Here is a 25,535-nt window from a genome sequence, read left to right on the forward strand (position 1 = left end):
AGGTAAAAAAGTCATACTAAGTGAGTAGTCACTTAACCACTTAGAACAGTAGGTGGTTGTCTGAAAAGCGCAACCGTGGGGGTTTGGAGGTTAGCAAAGAAAGTGTTTACCAACCTTTGCGAAAAAATAAATGGCTCCACGCAATCGTTTCTTTAGCAACTTCTATTATTTAAATAGAAGTTAAGCCGTTAATGAGACCTTGGGCAGAGTTTTAAAAAGTCCCGCAAAAGCGGGACTTTTAATTTTAGATCATCATTCAGACCAATTCATTTCTCTTTTTTCTTCGCGAGTAAAAATACTTACTGGCAGATCCGAAACTTTCTGAATGTAATAAGAAAAGTCTTCTTTCAGAGCTTCATTTATTTTTCCGTTTATAGCCTCATTAATCATAAGAATTAAAAAGGAAAGTATGGAAAGATAAAAGGAGAAAATAAAAGCAGCTAAAGAAAAAAATGAGAGTACTGTAAGTTTGAAATAAGATAATAGGTTTTTCATAAAACGTAAGGTTAAGGTTTAAACGACGAACACTATGAAAACTTAATCAGAATCGTGCGCTCCAAAGAAAAGTTAAAGGAAGCGACAGGAGCAAAACTAAAAATTTGCTCAACTATAGTCAATATCTTACTATTAAATATTTACTTATTTTTTTTTGAATAAGCATATGTGTTGTTAAACGACGCATTTCTCCGCGGCGTAAACTCTTATTCAGATTATTGAATTGTAAGGAGTGAGTAATGTGTTAGGGGACTGTATGGTCCTCGGGCGCGATTTTGCTCCTACCCCCGCCTTGGATTTCTATCAGTTATGCAAGGCGGGGAATGCCGGCGTTTTTGTTTCGTAAAGCAATCAAAAAAAGCGCTTCACATATCCATGCAAAGCGCTTTTTTATTCCTTCAGCAACCTGTACGGTGCGATTCTTATAACGTATTACGTTAAACATAAAACATTAATCTTACTTCTGTCTTGACTCCAGCACTTGAATCACGTCATCCAGCGGAATATTCTTCGCTTCCAGCAGGATCAGGTAATGGTATAGGAGATCTGCTGCTTCGCCTTTAAACAGGTCGTCGTTATTGTCTTTTGCTTCGATCACAATTTCAACCGCTTCCTCGCCTACTTTCTGCGCAATCTTATTGATGCCTTTTTTAAACAGCGATGCCGTGTAAGAAACGTCTGTAGGATTGTTGCGGCGGTCTTTGATCACGTTTGCCAGCTTCTCGATAAAGAAAGTTCTGCCGCTGTTCACTTCCGACCAGCAGGTATCTGTACCCGTATGGCAGGTCGGACCATCAGGTTTCACTTTAATAAGTAAGGTATCGTTATCGCAGTCAATTTTAATATCCACCACATGCAGAAAATGGCCTGTTGTTTCGCCTTTTGTCCAGAGACGGTTTTTGGTTCTGCTGAAGAACGTTACTTTACCTTCTGCTTTGGTCTTTGTATAGGCTTCTTCATTCATATAGCCCAGCATGAGTACATTTCTGGTTACTGCATCCTGAATGATCACGGGTACTAATCCGCCGCCTTTTTGAAAATCAATATTCATGACGCAATTTAATTATAAATTATGAATTATGAATGATGATTGGAGAGTTGTCTGAACAAGGCCCGATCTGATTTAGGTGATTGAGTATGATATTCAATGTCATACTGAACTTTAAATCATATAAATCCATGAAATCAGATGAATCATGGTTCAGACAAAAGCCCACAGTTTTTTAACCATGGGCTGTACTAATCCTGTTTAATTCTTGCATCCTGCAAATCCTGATTCAGCCAAGAATACAAAACGGTTGAAACCGTTATTAACCTGCTATAAAACAAACAGCCCACGGTTGAAACCGTGGGCTGTAATAAATCGTCGTTAATTCTTGAATTTCGACATCAGCATATTCAGTTTCGATTGCATGTCGCCTTCTACTTCTTTTTCTTTCTTCGCGCCGCCTGCACCTTTTGATCCGCCGTGGCGGACAGCTCCGCCCGCATCCCCTTTCATGGATAAGCTGATCCGCTTGCGTGCTTCATCTACTTCAAGTACCGTTACCTGTACTTTCTGCTGTACTTTAACTACTTCTGAGGGGTCAGAGATAAAACGGTCGCTCAGGTGACTGATGTGGATCAAACCATCCTGGTGTACGCCTATATCTACAAACACACCAAACTTGGTGACATTGGTGATGATGCCCGGCAGTTTCATACCCGGACGCAGGTCTTTCATTTCCTTCACTCCTTCGGCGAATTCAAACACTTCAAAGGTCTGGCGCGGATCACGGCCCGGTTTATCCAGTTCCTGGAAGATATCCTGAAGCGTCGGTAAACCAACGGTTTCGCTTACGTAATTCTTTAATACAATTTTCTGACGCAGCTCTTTGCTCTTCATGATATCGGTTACAGAAGCACCTAAATCTTTGGCCATACGCTCTACTACCGGATAGCTTTCCGGGTGCACCGCACTTCTGTCCAGTGGATTTTCTGCATCACGTACGCGTAAGAAACCTGCCGACTGTTCAAACGCTTTGTCGCCCATACGTGCTACTTTTTTAATATCTGCACGTGATTTAAACGGGCCGTTTGTATTTCTGTAATCAATAATGTTTTGTGCCAGCTGCGGACCAAGGCCTGAAACGTACGTCAACAGCTGCTTACTTGCGGTGTTTACTTCCACACCTACTAAGTTCACCGAACTGATTACCACTTCATCCAGGCTTTTCTTTAAAGCTGTCTGATCTACATCGTGCTGGTATTGACCAACACCAATGGCTTTCGGATCAATCTTTACAAGCTCTGCCAATGGGTCCATCAAACGGCGGCCGATAGAAACCGCGCCTCTTACCGTAACATCGTATTCCGGAAACTCTTCGCGTGCCACGTCGGATGCGGAATACACCGAGGCACCGCTTTCGTTCACCATTACAATTAATATTTCGTTCGGCAAACCCAACCCCTTTACAAAAGCTTCGGTTTCGCGCCCTGCTGTACCGTTACCGATAGAGATGGCTTCAATGGCATGTTTCTGACACAGCGCCATAATCACGGCTGCAGACTGGTGTGTCTGGCGTTGCGGCTCGTGCGGATACACAACCGTTTCTTCCAGTAATTTACCTTGCCTGTCTAAGCACACAACCTTGCACCCTGAACGGAAGCCTGGATCTAAGGCCAGAACATTTTTCTGTCCCAGCGGAGAAGAAAGCAACAGCTGTTTTAAGTTGTCGGAGAAAACACGAATCGCTTCTTCATCGGCTTTGTTCTTGGTACCCATGCGCACTTCCGTTTCCATGGATGGTTTCAGCAACCGCTTGTAGGCATCTTTGGCAGCAAGCTTCACCTGATCGGCGCAAACTCCTCTGCCCTGTACAAACTGACGATCCAGGATCTCTATCGCATCCTCTTCTACCGGTGCGATGTCAAGCATCAGGAAGCCTTCCTTCTCGCCTCTGCGCATGGCAAGCAGGCGGTGCGAAGGCGTTTTCGCAATCGGCTCTTCCCACTCAAAGTAATCGCGGTATTTCTGTCCTTCGTTTTCTTTACCCGGAAACACGCGGGATTTGATCGTTCCTTTTTCGTTGAACAGCTGACGTACCGAAGCACGCGCCTGCTGGTCTTCATTGATCAGTTCTGCAATGATATCCCGTGCCCCAGCCAATGCTTCTTCGAGCGTGTTCACACCCTTTTCAGTATCTATAAATTTCGCTGCTTCCCCATCCAGGTCTGTATTTGCCTGTTCCAGAATAAGGGTAGCTAACGGCTCCAGACCTTTTTCTTTGGCAATGCTTGCACGGGTTTTTCTTTTCTGTTTGTATGGAAGGTATAAATCTTCCAGCTCAGTCATGGTACCGGCTACTTTAATTTTTTCTTCTAATTCAGGTGTAAGCTTTCCTTGTTCCTGAATGGATTTCAAAATACTTTCTCTGCGTTTATCCAGTTCACGCAGCTGTTCAAAGCGATCGCGGATGGCGGCAATCTGTACTTCATCCATGCTGCCGGTGATCTCTTTCCGGTAGCGGGAAATGAACGGTACGGTTGCACCTTCATCCAATAATTCGATCGTTGCTTCTACTTGTTTGGTGCTGACACTTAATTCAGCTGCCACTACATGTACATGCAGTACAGAAATCTCCACTTTACTCATTTTGTTTATGTTATTTTCTTTTAACTGGTCGTACGGTATATCCTGCTTTCCGCAATAAAATCACCAGCCCCTTTTCACCGGCCAGGTGTGCGGCGCCAACAGCAAAAAACGTTGGCTCACGGTTCATTTGTGTTTCCATGCGCGTGAGCATTACTTTATTACGCGCATCCAGAATAGCTTCATTAAACTCCTGCGAAAGCGTATCTTCCTGCACGAGTATTTCCAGGCTATCCAGCGATTCGTTGAGATAAAACTGAAGCATCTGTTCCATTAGTATTTTTTCCTGATCAATGTTTTTAATCTGTTCCACCAGCATATCTGCCTGCTCCTGTAACGGCAGCAGATCAATAACGGACAGTTGTTCCTGAAAAGTTTCAATGCCGCCGATCTCATTGCCTTGCCTGGCTGCATAATCCTGCAGATACAGGTCAAGCGGTTTCTTCTCTTCTTTTTTTAACAGATCTTCCGATACAACCGCTGAGATATAGATCGGTTTGATCTTATTGATCAGCAAGGCATATACACCAATATGTTTTTTACAGTATTTTTTTACCAGTTTATAGTCTTGCGCTGAAAGCATGGCCTGGAGGCTTGTACCGGATGGCATCAGCAATTCCGGTGCATGTTGTTTCATTTCTGATTTATCCTGCAGATTCAGTTCGCCATACAGTGCCTTTGTATGTGTAATGGCATAATAGGTGGAATCTCCCAGATTGAACACGCGTTTGTCGCGTATGTGAATGGTACCGAAAAGATATGACGTATCTGCCAATCCGTTGCCTGTTATTTCCCATAAGAGGAAATTCCCCTGTGCGGCTGCATCAAAAAAAGAGCAGACAGCAAGGATTAAAAAACAGGAGATTCTGGCGCAGGTTTTCATTTTAACAAAAATCTTTATTCCTGAGTGGATAGTGAAGTAAATAGAGATTTTTTTTCCCACTACTTTTTTAGCATATTGTGCATGAATTACTATGAGAAAACTTGTTTTTATTATCATCCTGAGTTTCGGTTGCTTAGTAGCAACTCAACAGAACTCTTATGCACAAACAGAACCTGATGCTGGGGCTAATGATGGCGGCGGCGGTAGTGGAAAAACCCCTAAGGTTAAAAAACAAAAAGCCAGAAAAGGTCAGACGCAGGCTGATCTGGATGCAGATAATCAGGAAACAACTGAAAAGCAAATGACGCCGGAGGCTATTGCTTATCAGAAAAAAATGGCCAAGGCAAAAAAAGAGAAGGAAAAACGGAATGCGGTAACACGTAAACAAGCCGATAAACGTGCAACCAAGCGTTTAAATGCTTCTAAAAAGAAAACGACGAAGAAAAAGAAGAGCTACGTAAAATCGAAGAATAAGAAATAACGTAGCTTCATGCTGCATACTATACATAAAAAAGCTATCCCGTTACGGATAGCTTTTTTATTACCTGGGAAAATACTGGTTGAAACCATTAAGAACAAGCCTTTAGGAATGTATAATTCCTAAGCCGGATAAAATGATATCCTGTAAATCGGTTACCGGAAAATTTCTTCATACTTCAATTCTTTTTATCTATTATGATGGAAGTGGTTCAGCTAGTTTTTCAAGCACCTGATTGGTACAATACAACGGACAGTCAAAGCGAACCGCCTGCGCTATTGCATCCGCCGGCCGGCTGTCCAGTGTTTTTATTTCATTGTCTTTTATAAGATATAAGGTGGAATAAAAAATTCCCTTTTCTAATTTTTCTATAACAACTTTCGACAGGCTATACCCAAACAATTCTATAGCAGATTTAAGTAATTGCGATGGCATTGGTCTGCCCGGATCAATACCTTCAATAGCGATAGCCAATTCTGAAGCTTCCTGCCGACCGACAATCATATCAATGGTTGAATAAGGTTCCTCTACTAATTCCAGTTTCAGCAAAAAGTTTTCTGGTTTCCGTTTTCCGAACTGCAGAAATTTCTTTTTTTCATGCCCTGTTAAACTGATAATCGTGAGCTGTTTTAATTCTGTGTCCTCAACGTTGTTTTCCATTTTAATTCAGGTGTTAATAATGAGGATCTCAATATAAAAAAATAATGCGCTAGCATACTAAAAAGACCTGCTAAAGTTATCAGCAGGTCTTTTTAGTATATTACCAGTATGTCTGCATGTGTATTCAGAAAACTAATTTTAGCAGATTAATCCTATTCTAAAATTTATTAAACGAACACATGTATTATTCCTGCTCCACCTGTTCGCCGCCGCCGCCAAAAAACATTTTTGGATAAATAAAATTTTTGAGTTTCGCCGTATTCTGCGAAACCATGGACCATGTATCCAGATCAAATGTCAATTCAACAATACCGCAGGTAGGAATATTTCCTACTACAGTACCTGAAAGATATTCAGCCAGATAGCTGAAACCCGGATTATGCCCTACAATGATTACAGTCTGATTCTTTTCATCCAGCTCATTCACTACCTTTAATAAGGTTCTTACCGAAGCTTCGTAGATATCTTCCTGAAAATCTACTTTTTCAAACGGATAATGAATCTGTTCACAAATATATTCAGCGGTTAATGTGGTACGCAGTGACGGACTGGAAACGATCAGATCCGGCATAATACCCATATCATGCAGTTTTCCGCCCATCCTAGGCGCATCCATGTTCCCGCGGTTATTTAACGGGCGGTCAAAATCTTTTTCCCCATTATTCGACCAATCTGACTTTCCGTGACGTATTAATATAAGTGTTTTCCCCATTGCTATTTTCAAAGAAGCATATTACATAAAATTCCTCAATTTAAATCATTCAATAAATTGAATTCATATAAATACTTTGTTAAATACCATTTTAATTCAATTCATTGAATTGAATGTTTGCATTTTAGAAAAAAAAATATTCATCTTTGTTCCGTTCATTTATAAATAGAAGGCAGATGCCAAAGAATTTAGTCATAGTTGAGTCCCCTGCAAAGGCAAAAACCATTGAAGGGTATCTTGGAAAAGATTTTACTGTTAAGTCGAGTTATGGTCACGTAAGAGACTTACAGAAAGGCGATAAGGCCATCGATATAGCAAATAATTTTACGCCTACGTATGAGGTTTCTCCCGATAAAAAAGATGTCGTAAAGGAATTAAAGAAGCTAGCCAAGGAAGCCGAAATGGTTTGGTTAGCAACCGATGATGACCGCGAAGGAGAAGCTATTTCCTGGCATTTAAAAGAATCGCTGGATCTGGATGATAAAAAAACAAGACGGATTGTATTCCGTGAGATTACAAAAAATGCCATTTTAAATGCCGTACAAACACCACGCGGTATAGATATTGACTTAGTAAATGCACAGCAGGCACGCCGTATCCTTGACCGTCTTGTAGGCTTTGAAATGTCACCTGTGCTCTGGAAGAAAATCAAAGCTGGTTTATCGGCTGGCCGGGTACAATCTGTAGCCGTGCGTATTGTAGTTGACAGAGAGCGTGAAGTGGACCAGTTCAATGCAACTGCTTTATTTAAAGTAACAGCAGAATTCAAAGATGGTACTAAAACGATCAAAGCTGAACTGCCGAACCGTTTTGAAACAGAAGCAGAAGCGCAGGCATTTTTAGATAAACTGGTTGGTGCGGATTTCTTTGTACGTGACTTAGAAAAAAAGCCGGCGAAAAAATCACCTTCTGCCCCATTCACTACCTCTACATTACAGCAGGAAGCATCGCGCAAGCTTAGCTTCTCCGTGGCACAGACCATGACCGTTGCACAGCGTTTGTATGAAGCCGGTAAGATCTCTTATATGAGAACGGATTCGGTAAACCTGTCGGACTTTGCCATTGATGCCGCACGCACTACTATTACAACTAACTATGGTGGGGAATACGCATTCACCAGAAAATATAAGAGTAAATCTGAAAATGCACAGGAGGCGCACGAAGCCATCCGTCCGACGGATTTCAACGTACAGCAGGCAAGTTCAGACCGCAACGAACAACGCTTGTATGATCTGATCTGGAAACGTGCAATTGCTTCTCAGATGGCAGATGCCAAATTAGAACGTACCGTTGTAACAATCGGTAATAATAAAGGACCGGAAAATTTTATTGCAACCGGTGAAGTGATCACCTTTGAAGGTTTCTTAAAAGTATACCTGGAGTCTAAAGACGAAGAGGATGAAGACGAAGAAGAAATCGAAGCAAAAACAGGTGGTACAGCAACTCTTCCTCCATTAACCGTTAATCAGAAATTAGGTCTGAATCAGATCGTGGCGGTAGAACGTTATACACGACCGCCATCCCGATATACAGAAGCAAGCCTTGTTAAGAAGCTTGAAGAAATGGGGATCGGCCGGCCATCTACGTATGCGCCAACGATCTCAACCATTCAGAAAAGAGGATACGTTATTAAAGAAGACCGCGACGGCAGAGAGCGTAAGCTGAAACAACTGACATTAAAAGATAATGCGGTTAAAGCAGCTGTTATCACTGAAAATACCGGACAGGAAAAATCGAAACTGTTTCCGACCGATCTTGCCATGATCACCAATGATTTTCTTGTAGAACATTTTCCGCGTGTTACAGACTTCAATTTTACCGCCATGGTAGAAAAAGAGTTTGATGATATTGCTGAAGGGAAGATCAAATGGCAAAGCATGCTGAAGGGCTTCTATGGCGACTTCCATGAGCAGGTATTAAAGACAGAAAACATTGACCGTTCTACCGTAAATACATCCCGTATACTGGGTACACACCCTGAAACGGGCGAACAGATCAGCACACGGCTGGGTCGGTATGGTCCGTTTGTACAGATTGGTGAAGCCGACGAAGAAAAGGGCATCAAGCCGAAGTACGCGAGTTTACGCAAAGGACAACTGATTGAAAACATTACGCTGGAAGAAGCGCTGGAATTATTTAAACTTCCAAGAGAGCTTGGTGCGTTTGAAGACAAACCAATGGTAGTAGCAATCGGCCGTTTCGGCCCATATATCCGCCACAACAGTAAGTTTGTTTCTATTCCGAAGATTGATGATCCGATGACGATTTCTGCGGAAAGAGGCATTGAACTTATTCTTGCAAAACGTGTATCGGATGCAGAGAAGCTGATTCTTGAGTTCCCGGAAAGTGAATATGTAAAAGTATTAAAAGGCAGATGGGGCCCCTATCTGGCAATTGGTAAAAATAATTTCAAATTACCCAAAGACAAAGAACCTGCAAGTTTAACGTACGCGGAATGCCTTGCCATTGCAGGCTTAGACCACGACCCTACAGATGTGGACGCCGGTTTGGCAAAAGCAAAGAAAGGTAAAGCAGCTGCAAAGAAAACAACTACAGCTAAAAAAACAGCAGTGAAGAAAGCAGCGGTGAAGAAACCGGCAGCTAAAAAACCTGCGGCTAAAAAAGCAGTTGCGAAGAAAGCGGCAGCTAAGAAACCCGCAGCTAAAAAAGCATCGGCTAAAAAAACAACTGCTAAGAAATAATATTTCTGGCATGGTTTTGAAAGCATACCAGTTGACATTATCTGAATATCCATTTAACCCAACCGTATCAAGATGAAAATTATTTATTCGTTCTTCATAGGCATTGCACTTGCTGTTTGTTCGCAGGCACAATCACTTCCTGCTGTTGATTCAACAACTAAAAAAATTGCTTACACCGATGTGGTAACCGTTGATGGTGCCACCCAGGCGGTATTATTCAAACGTGCACACGGGTTGAATATATCCGGCAGCGGGGTATTAACAGACAAACCTGCAGATGGGTATTACAGCTACAAAGGACAGTTTAAAGTTTCCTACCATGCACCGCAACCGGGCTTAATGCATGCCGGGATTGTTACCTATACGGTAGTGCTTGCCTGCAAAGACGGCCGTTATAAATATGTAATTACAGATTTTGTACATACGTCTGAAAAAGGAAATGGCGGTGCGTTGGAAAAGTCTGTACCGGAGTGCAACAAATATGTACTAAGCATGCAAGGCTGGGGAGATATTAAAAAGTTAACTGCTGCTGAAATGGAAAAACTTGTAGCCAACATTAAAGTTGGAATGGGCAACCAGAACGATAAACCCGTAAACGTAGGAACAGATTGGTAAGATTTACTGCCTTGGCAATAAATCTTACCAATCTGTTCCTACGTAAATAACAAAATTCAACTAACAAATAACAAAATCGTTTTTGTTATAGCATTAGAAAAGGAGAACGTCATAAACGTTCTCCTTTTTATTTTTATGTCAAACACGTTTACCCTAGACAGTCCTTTCCCTCCGTTTGTTATTTGAATTTTGTAATTTGTAATTTTATCTGGCTTTATCAATATGAGAATATGAAGAATGTGGTCGTTTTAACAGGTGCCGGTATCTCTGCTGAGAGCGGTATCAATACGTTCCGCGACAGCGGTGGTTTATGGGAAGGCCATGATGTGATGGAAGTAGCCTCGCCGGAAGGCTGGAGAAAGAATCCGGAGCTGGTGCTGGAGTTCTATAACATACGCAGAAAAGATGCGCTGAAAGCACAGCCCAATGAAGCCCACCTTGCTTTGGTAGAATTGAATAAACATTTCCCTGTAAAAATCATTACACAAAATGTAGATGACCTGCACGAACGCGCGGGTTCTACAGATGTATTGCACCTGCACGGTAAATTGTTTGAAAGCAGAAGTACAGCCAATCACCGGCTAATCTACCCGATCGACGGCTGGGAATTAAAACCCGGCGATAGATGTACAAGAGGTTCCCAGCTCCGACCCAACATTGTGTGGTTTGGTGAAGCCGTTCCGTTAATGGACGATGCAGTAAAGCTTACCGCTAAGGCAGATGTGTTTATTGTGATCGGCACATCGTTACAGGTATATCCTGCAGCAAGTCTGGTTGATTATGCAGGTCCGGATACGGAAGTAATTGTCATTGATCCGAACATGCCGGCAGTAAAAAATCATCCTTTGTTAACATTAGTTGCAGAAAAAGCAAGCATTGCCACACCGCGTATTGTACGTGAATTGATAGAAAAGTACAAATAAGCGTTTTATATCAGCGATATTTCACGGAATATTACAAGATATTGCAGCTTTCAAAAAAATAATATGGAGGAGTGTATTATTAAAAATTAAATGCGTAATTTTATATAAATAATTAATAACATCACAATAATGAATAACGGAACAGTTAAATTCTTTAATAACTCAAAAGGTTTTGGGTTTATTATCGAAAAAGAATCAGGAAAAGAATATTTTGTACACGTTTCAGGTCTTGTTGACGAGATCAGAGAAAATGACGAAGTTACTTTCGAACTTGAAAAAGGAAAAAAAGGACTAAATGCAGTAAATGTTAAACTAGTTTAGTTTTAATATATACCAATCATTTAAGATTTTAAAAGTCACGCCTCACAGCGTGACTTTTTTATTTGTATCAGCGGCCAGCGTTAGTTCTGGCGCTGTTAGCGTATATACCACAGACATGTTGTCCGTATGAAATATAATTCATAATTTATAATTCATAATTACTGATTACTGTTTACTGTCTACTTACAACTGACCATTACCATGCTTAACTTCGATTATAAAAACCCAACAAAGATTCTTTTCGGTAAAGGGCAGATTGCTGCGCTCGCAAAAGAGATTCCTGTACAAGCTAAAGTGCTTATGCTTTACGGCGGTGGCAGTATCAAAACAAACGGTGTGTACGAACAAGTAAAAAATGCCCTGAAAGACTTTGAAGTAGTTGAGTTTGGCGGTATTCCTGCAAATCCGGAATACGATATTTTGATGGAAGCACTGGCTATTATTAAAAAAGAAAACATTACCTACCTGCTGGCCGTTGGAGGAGGCTCTGTAATCGACGGTACGAAGTTTTTATCGTCAGCCGCACTCTATACCGGCGAAGAGCCATGGGATATCCTCACGAAGCCTATACGTACGGAAAAAGGCATGCCTTTCGGAACAGTACTCACGTTACCTGCAACAGGTTCAGAAATGAACTCAGGGGCCGTAATCACGCGCCGTTCCACCCAACAGAAATTAGGGATGGGCGGTCCGGGTCTGTTTCCGATATTTTCTGTTTTAGATCCGCAGGTGATCAATTCCATACCTGACAGGCAGATTGCAAACGGTATAACTGACGCGTTCACACACGTGCTGGAACAATACATGACCTACCCTGCGAAGGCGTTACTGCAGGACCGGATTGCTGAAAGCATTATGCAGACACTGATCGAGATTGCACCGGTTATTTTAAAAGATAAATCGAATTACGAAGCAGCCTCTGATTTTATGTGGAGCTGTACCATGGCGCTGAATGGACTTATACAAAAAGGTGTACCTACCGACTGGTCGGTACACGCGATCGGACATGAATTAACTGCCTTATACGATATTGATCACGCACGCACGCTGGCAATCATTGCGCCTAGTCTGTACCGGTATAAGTTCAATACTAAAAAAGAGAAACTGGCACAATATGCCGAACGTATCTGGAACATTCAAACAGGAAGTGTTGAAGAGAAAGCCATGCAAGCAATTGAGAAGACGGAAGCATTCTTTCATTCACTGAATATAAAAACAAAACTTTCGGAATACACGGATGATTATAAGAAGTGTGCAGGCTTTGCGGCCGAACGTTTAAAGAGCCGCGGCTGGATCGCATTGGGTGAACGAAAAGATATTACCCCGGATGATGTATTTAAGATAGTGGAAATGAGTTACTAAAATATATTGAGTTGGTATATACAGATCAATTCAATATATTAGGTATTCATAACCGTTGCAACAAGCTTGAATAGTGCGCGCATGCTTGTAACGAAGTATTTCTCTGAGGAAAGAAATGCTTTAATTAAATCAAACACACCATGGGAATTTTATCTAAACTATTCGGTTCAAAAACTGTTACAGAAAGTTACGAACCTAAAAGCGAACAGGAAGCATGGATCGGAATTATGTATGCAAGTATGCATATTGATGAACATATTTCTGATCATGAATTACAGGAAATGTTTAATCTGCTCGAAAAACAATCCATGTTTAAAAACAAACATGTTGCTGAATATTACCAGCCGGTTATGCTGGCAGACAGAAAAATAGGAAGCTACAACCTGATTGATATTTGTGCAGCGCGTATAGCAGACAATCACAAGGCATTACTATTTGAATTGATCATGAAGCTGCTGCTGGTAGATGGTAAGTTAAAACCAAAAGAAAAAGAGATTGCAGAATACCTTACAAAAGCACTTCATTTAGAATTTGACGTTGCTAAACAAATTGTAGATGATCTGCTCATAGCAGAATGAATCGTCGAAAAAGCAGAAGTTAAATAACCTCTGCTTTTTTATTTTTAAACATAAATACAATATGTTGATTCAAATACCGGATTAACTCATTTCCGGTGGCACACTTTTTGTAAACTATCCAATTCATACTTAATTGGATAGAAATAACTCATAAAAATAAAATCCCCATGAATAGCTTTATGAATCCACCTTTCTTACCCAATCCGTATGTATGTAATAATTGTTATATCATACACAAAATGACACTAAAAAACGTATTTAAAATTTCCGTTTTTAACAAGCTCTTCAAAACATCATCTTCCAATTTCTCATACAGCCCCCGAAGCGAACAGGAAGCCTGGATCGCGATCATGTATGCGTGCATGTATATAGACGGAAATATTGCTCTTTCTGAAATAAAAAAAATGTTTCAGTTGGTAGAAAAGCATCCTTTGTTTACAAAAAAGCAGGTAGCAGATTATTATCAGCCTGCCATGCTTGGTCATAGAAAAATAGGAAGTTATGCACTTATAGATACCAGTACACCACTTGTAGCGGAAAATAATAAACCGGAATTATTTTCCATGATCATGGAATTACTTCTGGCAGATGGCATATTGGGAAACAAAGAAAAAAAAATTGCACGCTATCTTACTGAATCATTTAATTTAGAAGTAATACAAGTGAAAAAAATTATCAGTGAGATGCTTGGGAAAAGATAACCAGCAATAGCATCAACAATATATTCATATGAATATATATTTTCTAAAACAGCCGTATCTGTTTTAGTTTTAAACGTGTTCTTTTCATGTACACCGCATGCGATCTGATAAACGGTGTATACGAATAGTAGTGATACAAAAGTTTTAACAGATTTCAGTTTTATATAGCTTTACGCACCCATGGTTGCGTTATATTTCCCATGGTTGAAACCATGGGTTAGAAGCATGCAACAAACACCATTCATTTAAATTATCAGATCCCGTATTTCATTACAATAAAATGGTTAAAACCATTACAAGATTATAAATAGCATTGCATTCCCAATCCAATGCCACAACCGTTTTAACGGTTTTTATTTTTTTTTGCTGCAGATGCGTTCTTCAATGGTTTCATGCCAACCCATTGTTTCAACCATGGGAACATCATATTTCCCATGGTTTCAACCATGGGTTGGAAACATTCAGCAAACATCATTCATTTAAATTATCAGATCACGTATTTCATTACAATAAAATGGTTAAAACCATTACAAGATTATAAATAGCATTGCATTCCCAATCAAATGCCACAACCGTTTTAACGGTTTTTATTTTTTTTTGCTGCAGATGCGTTCTTTAATGGTTTCATGCCAACCCATTGTTTCAACCATGGGAACATCATATTTCCCATGGTTGAAACATGGGTTGGAAACATTCAGCAAACATCATTCATTTAAATTATCAGATCACGTATTTCATTACAATAAAATGGTTAAAACCATTACAAGATTATATATCAGATTGCATTCCCCAATCAAATGCCACAACCGTTTTAACGGTTTTTATATTTTTTTGCTGCAGATGCGTTCTTTAACGTTTCATGCCAACCCATTGTTTCAACCATGGGAACATCATATTTCCCATGGTTGAAACAATGGGTTAGAAGCATGCAGCAAACATCATTCATTTAAATTATTATCAGATCACGTATTTCATTACAATAAAAATGGTTAAAACCATTACAAGATTATAAATAGCATTGCATTCCCAATCCAATGTCACAACCGTTTTAACGGTTTTTATTTTTTTTTTTCTGCAGATGCGTTCTTTAATGGTTTCATGCCAACCCATGGTTTCAACCATGGGGACATCATATTTCCCATGGTTGAAACCATGGGTTGGAAACATTCAGCAAACATCATTCATTTAAATCATCATTTATTAACAAATGCATATCACACATCTTTTTGTAAACATCTAAATTAGCAGTTCTTAATTTTTATTTAATTTTTCTAACCGCTATTAATTATTATGTCACACGCATTAAGCAAAATATGGATTCATGCTATTTGGTCTACTAAAAACAGAACTGAACTTATTGAAAAACATCACGAACAACATATCTACACATTTATTAAAAATCAATTTAATGAATGTGGATGCTACATTAAAAATATAAACGGCATGCCGGATCACATACATTGTTTGTTTCTATTAAACACACAGAAGTCTATTTCAGAAGTAATCAAACAAATAAAAGGCAGCTCTGCCCATTACATCAATCAGAATAATTTATGCTACACAACATTTTCATGGCAAACTGGTTATGCTGCTTATTCCGTAAGTGAATCAATCGTAGGAAAGGTTGACGCCTATATTCAAAATCAAAAGACACATCATGCATTAAAATCGTTTGAGCAGGAATACAATTCGTTGATTAAAATATATCACTCAGCACATGGTTTTAACCATGGGTCCTGATGGATTAAAACAATGGGATATACTATTCAACCAGGCATATGATGGTTAAACAGGGTGTAATTATTAAACATGGCTGCAATGTTTAATCACGGCCGAAATACTTAATCATTATTCTGATGGCTTATGATGTGGTATACGCTTCGTATTCTTAACCATACGTTCTAATAGTTTTAACTGGGTCCTGATGGCCATAGGATAATTCCGGTACGTTATATGAACGTATTCATCTATTGGAAGAGCTAACATTGGTAATTCAATGTATTTTATTTTTTAATACGCTCAATGTAAGCTTCTTTGTATTTCTAATTTTTCTTTTTACCTATATTAAGGTATTTTTAAGTATATCTAACACATATATTTTTCAATGAAACTGGAATAACTGTATTGAAAAAAATTATTTGGTTGTATTAAGATGAAATTGTTTACCTGCAGACATTGCAATAATACCCTCTATTTTGAAAACAGCATCTGCCTGAGCTGTCAGAATCCCATTGGTTTTGATAGTACACAGCTTAGCATGCTTACGCTTCAAAAAAATAAACATGAAGCATTCTATTCTGATATACAAACAAAAAAAACATATAAATACTGTCAGAATGCTCAGGAAGCAACCTGCAACTGGTTAATTCCTTCTGCAAGTACGTCTGCATTCTGTGTAGCCTGCGAATTAAATAGAACCATCCCCCCCCTTACTATTGCTCAGAACAGAGAACGCTGGCATAAAATTGAGATTGCGAAGCACCGTCTGGTATATTCGCTCCTAAAACTTCAATTACCGATCAAAAAAAAGATCAATAACAGCATCGAAGGAATTGCCTTTGATTTTACAGCTGATCACCATACAAAAAGTGTAATGACAGGACATCAATCCGGCTTGATTACCATTAATATCAAGGAAGCGGATGAAGCCGAACGTGCAAAACACAAATACGATCTGAACGAAAAGTACCGTACACTTTTAGGACATTTTCGCCATGAAATCGGACACTATTACTGGGATGTTCTGATCAAAAACGATCCAAAGCTCTTAAAAAAATTCAGAGAGCTTTTTGGTAATGAAACTGTTAATTACGAACAATCACTTCGAGCATACTACAACAATCCGAATAAAAATACCAGCAACCATTATATCAGTATCTATGCCACCTCTCACCCATGGGAAGATTGGGCAGAGTCATGGGCGCATTATATGCACTTAATGGATACGGTTGAAACAGCTTTTAATTTTGGCATTCAGTTAGACACAGAATCGTTGAGCAAAAGAAATATTACCGCATCCAAAATAATTGACCCATACGAAATAAAAAAATTCATTGATATCTTCAATATGTGGGTACCGCTGGGTTTCGCTGTTAACGGACTTAGCAGAAGTATGGGCCATCCGGAATTCTACCCTTTTGTGATTTCTGAAGAAATTATCGAAAAACTTTCCTTCATTCATAAGCTTTGTAAAAAGCACCGCATGCCTGAAGAAAAACCGGATAAAGAGAAAAAAGAACCAATAACGGAAAAAGAAAAGCAAACGCTTACAGCAGAACAAAATCAGGTTCAAACGCAGGTACAAGCACAAGCACAGGATACCGTTTCTAAAGAATCAAAGCCTTCTCTGCTGGCTTCCATATTCAAAACCAAATAATTTCAACTGCTTCCATTTATAATAAAGAACCTGGATTACTGAGGTTCTTTATTTATAGGCCCTGCACCTTTGAAAGATATAAACTATTCTGATTTTTCTGTAAGATGATACTGCGCCAATAGCTGTTGCTTTGCACTCTATATGGTTTGATCCATTTTTAACTTACAATTCAATTAATCTCTATCAGCATGAAACTATATTCCTGCGGAAATTGCGGTAACTCCCTATATTTTGAAAATAGTTTGTGCCTGCATTGTAACCACCCTGTAGGCTTTGACAGCCGCCAATTATCGATGGTTACCTTACAGAAAAATGAAGGCACGCTTACATTTTCAGACGTAATAAATCATAGCCCTTATAAATACTGCCTGAATACGCAGCACGGTAACTGCAACTGGCTTATTCCTGCTGATAGTCCGTTTACTTACTGCCTGGCATGTGACCTGAACAGAACCATACCACCTCTTGAAAATCTTGAAAACCATGCACGGTGGAGCAAAATAGAATTTGCAAAACATCGTCTGATCTATTCTTTACTGCGCCTTAATTTACCTGTAGAGAAAAAAATAAACAACAGTATTTCCGGTATAGCATTTGATTTCATGGTTGATCTTTCTCCGGACGAAAAGGTCATGACGGGACACGACTTAGGTGTAATCACCCTGAATGTAGATGAAGCGGATGAAGCCGAACGCACCAAACATAAACTTGACCTGGGAGAAAAATACAGAACACTGCTTGGCCATTTTCGCCATGAGATCGGACATTATTATTGGGATCTGCTCATTCAGAACAGTCCGCAGCTAGCAGATTTCAGAAGAATTTTCGGCGATGAAACATATGATTATGATCAGGCCTTACTCAATTATTACAGTACGGTTCCCGCAGCAGACTGGCAGAATAAATTCATCAGTGTGTATGCATCCTCTCACCCATGGGAAGATTGGGCCGAAACGTGGGCGCATTATATGCACTTAATGGATACACTTGAAACGGCTTATTTCTTTGGTGTTTCGTTGAATACCGTCCATCTGAGCAAAAACAGTATTACTACAGCCATCACCGTTGATCCTTATACCGTAAGTGATTTCACTGTATTGTTCAACATGTGGGTACCGCTAACGTTCGCGGTAAATAACCTGAACCGCAGCATGGGGTATACGGATTTTTATCCGTTTGTGATCTCTGAAAAAATAGTAGAAAAACTTTCTTTTATTCATGAAGTATGTAAGGTGAACAGAACGGTACAATAACAGATTATTTTTATAATGAATACAGAAAAGATAATTAAACGAATAGCTCTTATTGGCGGCGGCCCGGGCGCCTTATACATTTGCAAGCATTTTATTGATTCGAAACGTACGGATATAGAACTGTACGTTTTTGAAAAAACAGATTCACTCGGTGCGGGCATGCCCTATAGTGCTGCAGGAGCAAACACCGAACATATTGCCAATATTTCTGCAAATGAAATTCCGGAACTTATAACTCCAATGCAGGAATGGATACATACGGTTCCGTTGAATATACTTCAAACATTCGATATTGATCCGTTGCACTTTAATGAATATAAAGTATTGCCGCGCTTATTGGTAGGCTACTATTTATCTGCCCAATTTAGGCTCCTGATAGATACCGGAGAAAGTATGGGCATAAAGATACATGTCCGTTTAAATCACAATGTAACAGACATTCAGGATAAACCTGAAACAGATACCGTTTGTATTGAAAACGCAGAAATTGGTTCTGAAGAATTTGATGCCTGCATCATTTGCACGGGTCATTTTTGGCCCAAAACATACGAAGATAACATTCAGGGATACTACGACTCTCCTTACCCCCCATCGAAACTGACATATAAAATGAACCATGCTGTAGCGATACGTGGAACATCTCTGACTGCTATTGATGCGATACGGACGCTTTCACGCACGCACGGGCATTTCAAAGAAAGTAACAATGGAATGCTTACTTACACAATCAGTGACGATAATCCTTCTTTCCAGATGGTTTTATTTTCAACAAGCGGTATGCTTCCTGCCATACGCATTCATACAGAAGAAGCGCAGCCATCAACGCATGATCTGCTCACTCCGGAAGTTGTAGAAACCAACAGAGCAGAGAACAACGGCTTCTTATCATTGAATTTTGTTTTTGAATTCGCTTTCAAAAATCCGCTTAAAGAAAAAGATCCGCAATTCTATGCCTGTATTCAAGATATGAATATGGAGGCTTTTGTAACCTATATGATGAACCAACGGGAACAGAGAGACCCGTTTTTACTTTTTGAGGCAGAATATAAAGAAGCTGAAACATCTATCCAACGGAAACAACCTATTTACTGGAAAGAAATGCTGGCTGCCTTAAGCTTCACATTGAATTATCCGGCAAAGTATTTTTCTGCAGAAGACATGAAGCGTCTTCATGATACACTTGGTGAATTAATCTCCATCGTGATTGCATTTGTGCCCCAAGGTTCTGCCAGAGAAATACTGGCACTGCATGCAGCTAATGTACTCAACATTATTAAGGTAGATAAAAACAGCCACATTGAGCCTCAGGAAAACGGCGGTATCATTTATCAGTATAAAACTGAAAACGATGAACCGGTTGCGTCATTTTACAATACCTTTATAGATGCTATCGGTCAAAAAGATTTACCGCTGGAAAAATTTCCGTTCAAAACACTTCGTAAGGAAAACACAATCAGTCAGGCATGCTTAGCATTTAAAGATACTAAAGCAGCTGAGCAGGAAATAAAAAAAGGAAATAAGAACGTACACAAAAAAACGGACGCCACCTATTTTATGGATGTACCGGGTCTTGCAATCAACGATAGTTTTCAGGTAATAAACGATTCAGGAATTGCAAATGAACGCATTTACATTATGGCTGTCCCGTTTATTTCAGGTTATAATCCAGATTACTCCGGATTGGATTTCTGTAATAAGGCTTCACACTTGATCAGCGGACACGTGCTTGCTGCAAAAACATATAACGAATAAGATGCCGGATTATATGTTGAACATTTTGTAAGATTTCGTTTTAAATATATGAACAGCAGCATTAACAATGCTGTTCTTTATAAGTAACGTATCAAATATCTTATCAGGAAAAGTATGGGAAACGTAAGCAGATAAGCTAAACCAAATGCTACGGGAATCATTACAAAACCTACAATAACCAAATAGCCTGTTTTAGCAGCAATCGTCCAGATACCAAATCCCAGTATTAAAAGCGCCAATAGAGTCATGATGCGTATCTGGAATTTTGCCCATCCATCAAGAATTTCTTTAAACAACCCATCTTCATGAAATAATACTTTCCGGCGGCCATCCAAAAGAATAATCGTAGTGCCTTTTGCAAGAAAATTTTCCTTGAATGAATAAAACAGTGTGTTTGGCTGCAAATGCATCAGCGTATAGCGCTGATACGTATCATGAATAGTAACGCTGACAATTTTATTTTTTTCATGTACTTCCTGATTCAACAGTAAAACCGTTTGTCCATTCTGTATATGTACCTGGCCGCTTTCCAGTTTTGCATTTTTGTCAACAAACGCTTTCTTCTCTACTTTAATTTTTATTCCCGTTAGATTTGCCGGTTCAATATCCAGCACATCCAAACCTCCCTCTAATACCACACACTGCGAACATTCTGTGGTACATCCTTTATAACTGAAATACGAATAATCTCCGTTAGCCTCTATTCTCCGGGCCAGCGGCTGGCCTTTACGTATTACCAAACGTTCATATGCTAAAAGTGTTCCTTTAGGAACGGTACGTATTACACGTATTAAATTAACCGAATCATATATTTTTATTTCCTGATTGGTATAAAATCTTTTATCTAATGCGTGAGCATTAATTTCCTGCTCCATTTATATCTGCTTATAATCAAAACTGCGTTTCATTACCAAATTTCATTCATTGCTGTTAATACAACCGGCTTACCGTCTGTAACAACAATGGTATGTTCGTGCTGTGCCATAAAGCCTCCTCTGTTTCCAACCATTGTCCAGCCGTCTTCAAGTGTTTCAGCATAGGTTGATGCTGTTGCAATAAATGTTTCAATGGCAACAACAGAATTTTTAGTAAAGCGTTTGCGGTTAAAGGGATCTCTGTAATTGGCTATTTCACTAGGTTCTTCATGCAGGCTTCTGCCGACACCATGTCCGGTAAGATTTTTAATTACTTTAAAACCGTGTTTCTTTGCTTCGGTTTCCATTAAAAAACCAATATCCGAGATTCGCACACCGCCTGTTATATGATCAATTGCTTTACGCAATACGTGCCTGGATGCATCAATAAGTTTTTGATGATTGTTTACATCTTTACCTAACACAAAAGATGCACCATTATCTGACCAAAAACCATTCAGCTCTGCAGATACATCTATGTTGATCAGATCACCTTCATGAAGTATTTTTTTATCGGATGGTATACCATGACAGAATTCTTTATTGGTACTGATGCATGTAAAACCAGGAAAACCGTATGTTTCATACGGAGCAGATTTTGCTCCAAGGTCCATCAGGATCTTCCCTCCAAAATCATCGAGTTGTTTTGTAGTGAGGCCCGGCTGCGCATAATTACGCATCTCTTTTAATGTGTAGGCTACGGCTTCGCTTACCTTTTTCATTCCGTCTAATTCGGCTTCTGTTGTTATCGACATGGCGGTAATTCTGGTTTAAGAAGAACTCTTGTATACTGTTTTTACGTGAACACGTAGGTAAATTATTGATTTTTATGCGCATTTCAAATCACCAACTTCTTGAAAGAGCCTGATTAACATACATGACTAACTTAATACATAAAGACTATACGATAGATGCTTTGAAGCGATGCTATCGATAATGAACGTTTATTCACTATTCATCTGCATCAATTTTAATTGCACAGGATACAGCACCACAATCAATAATCTTAGCAATAACAGGTTCCCGAGGATTTGTCAGATTTAAAACAACAAGCGGATATTTTCCGGCATATGTCCATGCAAAACAAACCGCGTACTTTCCGAAGGCAGTAATGCGTGTTACATTCAGCGTTTCATCCACTTCATCCAAACAAAACCCATGGTAGACGGTGCGCATACCGGCGTCGGTTACTATGATCCGATACCGGTCCATCGCCAATACACATTGCTCTGTAGCTTCTTTTACACGATGTAAAACAGCAGATTTTTCCTTATACATTAATGGAAAAACTATTTTAGGATCTACCGCTACAATTGGTTTGCCGCCTATAAAAGTAATTACAACCGGTTCTACGGATTCAAGCACACACAGTATATGTCCGCCGATTTTCAAGATTCTTCCGGGTGCTGTATTTAATGAAACAAAAGCAGTCTGATGTGGAAATTCAGGTTCAACAATTCCTCTTTCTTCAATGTTACTTTCTAACGTAAACCAACGGATGCGGTCTTCTTCCTGCATTAAAAACAGTGTATTGTCTATGATGGTAATATTGGAATACCATGGTCTCCTGGTTGACGGCTCTATTTGAACAGGAACACATTCAATTTCTGTTAAGTCCAACGACAATACATAAAAGCCGTATGAATAAATGTTGCAGGCATAAATCCGATCTTCTTTAATTGCAAATCCACCAACCTTATCAAACATACTGCGTACAACTAATGCATCTTCCTCAATATCGATTTTATATAATGTAACACCGGTCTTTCTGCCCGCTAATAAATTATTTGCCAGCACTTCCTCCGATTCCTCATTGTCTGCAGTAATCGGAATTAAAAACGGTTTGGCAGAAACATACACACTTGCCTTATGTATCCGGATCTGTACTGCCTGCGCATTCAGTTTAACGGAAAGCATTTTATTTGTATGTAGATAAGCCACCGTAATTACACCATTATCCTGGACTACAACTACTTTTGCATCATCCAGTGCCTCAACAGCCGGCTTACTTTCAGTCAATGTTTTTATTAATTCCACAACCATTAAAGTCAGTTACTATTTATGTATAAACGGTAAACATAAATAAAAACGGAAGTACATGCTTTCAAAACAATTCAATGTGGCCGAATACTTTCCCACATAACAACATTTAATCATCCTAAATTTTTCTAACCGTTTACATTTTAAAAGCTACCGTTCACTAAATACTTTTAGAACATAAAAGAGTATTTATTACCTTAATACCGAATAGCTGTAATCAAAACAACTGGGTACGTGCCTGCGCTTTTTTCAGGAGAAACCAACTGTGTTGATATACATTCTAACCGTTTACGAATCAACTTAATATTTTACAATCAACTTTTAAAAAAAATAATCATGGGACTAGCAGAAAAAAGATTAGCCGAAGAAATTAAAACAGACAAACTTCCTGCATTTGAATCAAAGCTGAATGAAAAAGCAGGTTATCCGATCAAAGTTAATATCGACTGGGCAACATTCACAGCTTTTGATCAATATCCGCTTTCAAGACTGGATATTGTATTTGATGACATTGAAGGTTTTGTAAAAAAAATCTGCCAGGATGATATGGGTAAAGAAGCATTAAAAGATAAAATGGCTACCATTCACCTGACCAATACAGATCAACGGGATGATGTAAAAATGGAATTGAAAGACAATATACTTTCATTAAATTTTCAGTTGGCGGGTGATACGTTCAGCTCTTTTACAGATTCACAAATTGCTGCTTATGTTGAAAAGCAACTATAATTCAGTGATTCACTCCTTTCAGAAAGATCTATTAAAAAATATTTCTACGTGGCTTGAACTCCTCGAAGAAGTAGCCAAAAACACAACAGACACTTCCGGCTTACCAAAGCTTGAAGTGTCTTTGCGTTCCGGGAAAACGTTTTGCGGAAGTGTACTTGGTTTGAAAAGATCTGTGGACGAAAATTTACTGATGCTTTCTGAAGAAGCTGAGCCGCAAGCAAGACAGAAGCTTCATCTGATTCAGTGCGAAGAGATATCTGCACTCTCCTTTATTGATCCGAATGTGTTTCTCGCTATCGCATCAAACCAACAGCCTGTTGTTTCGGAACTGGAAGTAAAACGCAAAATCAAAACCATAGAAGATGAGATCGAACAGATTGTTTCTGCACGGATACCTGTTTCTTTTGATACTGTTACAGAAGCTTACAGAAGCCGGGCATTGCAGTTAACCGAAACATTGCCCTCCATCTTTTCGACGCTTATGAGCGATGGTACGGGAAAAGAACTGATACCGGAAAGCATCTCCAGTATTGGTATACAGGTGGGTAAAACAGCAGAGACACATTTGAATAACAAACATCTTCTATGCGTTTTTGCAAAAGACTCAGAAGTATTTTTATCCAAACAAAAAGAAGCGCTTTTTCATTCGATACAGAAAGCGCTCTGAGTGTTTTAACATAACATACATGAATCCTTCAAACAGGTTACTCAGAATAGAAGCCCGTACGAAACGTATCTGGGAAGAATTACAGGCAACAGATCCGGAAATTATAGCGGATTTATTGATGTCGCCATCTGATGTACAGGAAACGCTTACCGGCATTGACAGCGAATCAATTATAGTACAGCTTACCAAAGAGCTGCAGCAGGCAATTTATATCGTAAACAAAGAGCCCCTGCATTATGAAGCGATCTGTTACGAATGGTACCACGACTCATATGACCTTCAAAACCCTGCTATTGGCAAGGCACATGAAAAATGTGCATACAATTTTTTATCCCACATGGATGCAGGCCCGGATAATAACTGGACAGTTGTAAATGAAAAAAAACCAGCCTTAGGCGGACATGCTCTCGACTTAAACAGGTTATCTGTATACCTTGTTACGGAGGCATGGTATGAACTGATCGGCAAATCAGAACAAAAAAAAGAATTTCTTTATAATGACTTGTATGATAATATGCCCATGGCATTGTTTGATGAGTTGTTCAAATTGAAATTATTTACGCTGCTGGAAACTGCTTATGCAAATGTAACCGGCAACAAGCCCGGGTATTTTTCAGTTGCACTGTATGGTTACTGGCATACCGTACTTACAGATTACAGAATAGAATCAGCCGGAACTAACACAGCAAATGTTGACCGAAACGAATCTATTTGAGTCAGTAACCTTTTAAGAAAGAATTCTC

At 39.3% G+C, this 25,535-nt stretch carries 25 protein-coding genes; 15 read left to right on the forward strand and 10 right to left on the reverse strand.

Going from position 1 to position 25,535, the window contains the following annotated elements; translation table 11 throughout:
* Positions 1–252: 252 nt before the first annotated feature.
* The 4 genes from CHU_RS11375 to CHU_RS11390 form a co-directional block, all read right to left on the reverse strand.
* Entirely contained in the window at positions 253–495 is a 243-nt protein-coding gene (locus CHU_RS11375) for a hypothetical protein (RefSeq protein ID WP_011585708.1), read from the reverse strand.
* Between the two features lie 457 nt (positions 496–952).
* Positions 953–1,546 (reverse strand): bifunctional phosphoribosyl-AMP cyclohydrolase/phosphoribosyl-ATP diphosphatase HisIE, encoded by a 594-nt coding sequence (gene hisIE, locus CHU_RS11380; RefSeq protein WP_011585709.1) that lies wholly within the window; start codon positions 1,544–1,546, stop codon positions 953–955.
* A 318-nt stretch (positions 1,547–1,864) separates the two neighbouring features.
* A complete protein-coding gene (locus CHU_RS11385; RefSeq protein ID WP_011585710.1) occupies positions 1,865–4,129 on the reverse strand; it encodes a Tex family protein in 2,265 nt (754 codons plus the stop codon).
* A gap of 10 nt (positions 4,130–4,139) precedes the next feature.
* On the reverse strand, positions 4,140–5,009 hold the full coding sequence (locus tag CHU_RS11390; RefSeq protein WP_143144122.1) for a TraB/GumN family protein: 870 nt from the start codon (positions 5,007–5,009) through the stop codon (positions 4,140–4,142).
* 91 nt (positions 5,010–5,100) lie between these two features.
* Between CHU_RS11390 and CHU_RS11395 the strand changes: the two genes are divergently transcribed.
* Positions 5,101–5,490 carry a hypothetical protein gene (locus tag CHU_RS11395; RefSeq protein WP_011585712.1) on the forward strand — a complete coding sequence of 130 codons (390 nt, stop codon included), beginning with the start codon at positions 5,101–5,103 and terminating at the stop codon, positions 5,488–5,490.
* Positions 5,491–5,682: 192 nt separating this feature from the next.
* Here CHU_RS11395 and CHU_RS18925 read toward each other — a convergent pair whose 3' ends face one another.
* Both CHU_RS18925 and CHU_RS11405 read right to left on the reverse strand, forming a co-directional pair.
* A complete protein-coding gene (locus CHU_RS18925; RefSeq protein ID WP_011585713.1) occupies positions 5,683–6,147 on the reverse strand; it encodes a bifunctional nuclease family protein in 465 nt (154 codons plus the stop codon).
* Between the two features lie 184 nt (positions 6,148–6,331).
* Entirely contained in the window at positions 6,332–6,859 is a 528-nt protein-coding gene (locus CHU_RS11405) for a SixA phosphatase family protein (RefSeq protein ID WP_011585714.1), read from the reverse strand.
* Positions 6,860–7,035: 176 nt separating this feature from the next.
* On the opposite strand from CHU_RS11405, the gene topA reads away from it, so the two are divergent.
* The 7 genes from topA (at position 7,036) to CHU_RS11440 (ending at position 14,061) form a co-directional block, all read left to right on the forward strand.
* Positions 7,036–9,561 carry a type I DNA topoisomerase gene (topA, locus tag CHU_RS11410; protein WP_011585715.1) on the forward strand — a complete coding sequence of 842 codons (2,526 nt, stop codon included), beginning with the start codon at positions 7,036–7,038 and terminating at the stop codon, positions 9,559–9,561.
* Positions 9,562–9,633: 72 nt separating this feature from the next.
* Positions 9,634–10,176, forward strand: coding sequence for a hypothetical protein (locus CHU_RS11415; RefSeq protein WP_011585716.1), 543 nt, complete (start codon positions 9,634–9,636; stop codon positions 10,174–10,176).
* A 230-nt stretch (positions 10,177–10,406) separates the two neighbouring features.
* Complete coding sequence (locus CHU_RS11420; protein WP_011585717.1) at positions 10,407–11,099, forward strand: SIR2 family NAD-dependent protein deacylase; 693 nt, start codon at positions 10,407–10,409, stop codon at positions 11,097–11,099.
* Between the two features lie 129 nt (positions 11,100–11,228).
* Complete coding sequence (locus CHU_RS11425) at positions 11,229–11,420, forward strand: cold-shock protein (RefSeq protein ID WP_011585718.1); 192 nt, start codon at positions 11,229–11,231, stop codon at positions 11,418–11,420.
* A gap of 201 nt (positions 11,421–11,621) precedes the next feature.
* On the forward strand, positions 11,622–12,782 hold the full coding sequence (locus tag CHU_RS11430; protein ID WP_011585719.1) for an iron-containing alcohol dehydrogenase: 1,161 nt from the start codon (positions 11,622–11,624) through the stop codon (positions 12,780–12,782).
* A 140-nt stretch (positions 12,783–12,922) separates the two neighbouring features.
* Entirely contained in the window at positions 12,923–13,360 is a 438-nt protein-coding gene (locus CHU_RS11435) for a TerB family tellurite resistance protein (RefSeq protein ID WP_011585720.1), read from the forward strand.
* A gap of 239 nt (positions 13,361–13,599) precedes the next feature.
* Complete coding sequence (locus CHU_RS11440; RefSeq protein WP_238379267.1) at positions 13,600–14,061, forward strand: TerB family tellurite resistance protein; 462 nt, start codon at positions 13,600–13,602, stop codon at positions 14,059–14,061.
* Positions 14,062–15,018: 957 nt separating this feature from the next.
* Here CHU_RS11440 and CHU_RS19425 read toward each other — a convergent pair.
* Complete coding sequence (locus CHU_RS19425) at positions 15,019–15,228, reverse strand: hypothetical protein (protein WP_011585724.1); 210 nt, start codon at positions 15,226–15,228, stop codon at positions 15,019–15,021.
* A 123-nt stretch (positions 15,229–15,351) separates the two neighbouring features.
* Between CHU_RS19425 and tnpA the strand changes: the two genes are divergently transcribed.
* The 4 genes from tnpA to CHU_RS11465 all read left to right on the forward strand — a co-directional run bounded on the left by tnpA (position 15,352) and on the right by CHU_RS11465 (position 20,442).
* The gene (tnpA, locus tag CHU_RS11450; protein ID WP_011585725.1) at positions 15,352–15,801 is read left to right on the forward strand and encodes an IS200/IS605 family transposase; all 450 of its coding nucleotides are present in this window, start codon (positions 15,352–15,354) and stop codon (positions 15,799–15,801) included.
* Between the two features lie 412 nt (positions 15,802–16,213).
* Positions 16,214–17,437: a zinc-binding metallopeptidase family protein gene (locus CHU_RS11455; RefSeq protein WP_011585726.1), complete on the forward strand. Its 1,224-nt coding sequence runs from the start codon at positions 16,214–16,216 to the stop codon at positions 17,435–17,437.
* A 188-nt stretch (positions 17,438–17,625) separates the two neighbouring features.
* The gene (locus CHU_RS11460; RefSeq protein ID WP_011585727.1) at positions 17,626–18,690 is read left to right on the forward strand and encodes a zinc-binding metallopeptidase family protein; all 1,065 of its coding nucleotides are present in this window, start codon (positions 17,626–17,628) and stop codon (positions 18,688–18,690) included.
* A gap of 15 nt (positions 18,691–18,705) precedes the next feature.
* Positions 18,706–20,442: an FAD/NAD(P)-binding protein gene (locus tag CHU_RS11465; protein WP_011585728.1), complete on the forward strand. Its 1,737-nt coding sequence runs from the start codon at positions 18,706–18,708 to the stop codon at positions 20,440–20,442.
* 77 nt (positions 20,443–20,519) lie between these two features.
* Here the strand turns inward: CHU_RS11465 and CHU_RS11470 are convergent, their stop codons facing one another.
* From CHU_RS11470 to CHU_RS11480, 3 genes are all read right to left on the reverse strand, one after another.
* Positions 20,520–21,317 (reverse strand): hypothetical protein, encoded by a 798-nt coding sequence (locus CHU_RS11470; protein WP_011585729.1) that lies wholly within the window; start codon positions 21,315–21,317, stop codon positions 20,520–20,522.
* A 32-nt stretch (positions 21,318–21,349) separates the two neighbouring features.
* Positions 21,350–22,111, reverse strand: a complete 762-nt coding sequence (gene map, locus CHU_RS11475; protein ID WP_011585730.1) for a type I methionyl aminopeptidase — start codon at positions 22,109–22,111, stop codon at positions 21,350–21,352.
* Positions 22,112–22,307: 196 nt separating this feature from the next.
* Positions 22,308–23,375: a hypothetical protein gene (locus CHU_RS11480; protein WP_143144121.1), complete on the reverse strand. Its 1,068-nt coding sequence runs from the start codon at positions 23,373–23,375 to the stop codon at positions 22,308–22,310.
* A 357-nt stretch (positions 23,376–23,732) separates the two neighbouring features.
* Between CHU_RS11480 and CHU_RS11485 the strand changes: the two genes are divergently transcribed.
* From CHU_RS11485 to CHU_RS11495, 3 genes are read left to right on the forward strand one after another with little or no spacing between them, the layout of a single operon-like run.
* The gene (locus CHU_RS11485) at positions 23,733–24,125 is read left to right on the forward strand and encodes a hypothetical protein (RefSeq protein ID WP_041932729.1); all 393 of its coding nucleotides are present in this window, start codon (positions 23,733–23,735) and stop codon (positions 24,123–24,125) included.
* A complete protein-coding gene (locus tag CHU_RS11490; protein WP_041932354.1) occupies positions 24,106–24,792 on the forward strand; it encodes a hypothetical protein in 687 nt (228 codons plus the stop codon). Before CHU_RS11485 ends, CHU_RS11490 begins: the two co-directional genes overlap by 20 nt.
* A 19-nt stretch (positions 24,793–24,811) precedes the next feature.
* On the forward strand, positions 24,812–25,507 hold the full coding sequence (locus CHU_RS11495; RefSeq protein ID WP_041932355.1) for a hypothetical protein: 696 nt from the start codon (positions 24,812–24,814) through the stop codon (positions 25,505–25,507).
* The last annotated feature ends 28 nt before the right edge of the window (positions 25,508–25,535 follow it).

The sequence above is a fragment of the Cytophaga hutchinsonii ATCC 33406 genome, from assembly GCF_000014145.1.
Classification (GTDB): Bacteria; Bacteroidota; Bacteroidia; order Cytophagales; family Cytophagaceae; genus Cytophaga; species Cytophaga hutchinsonii.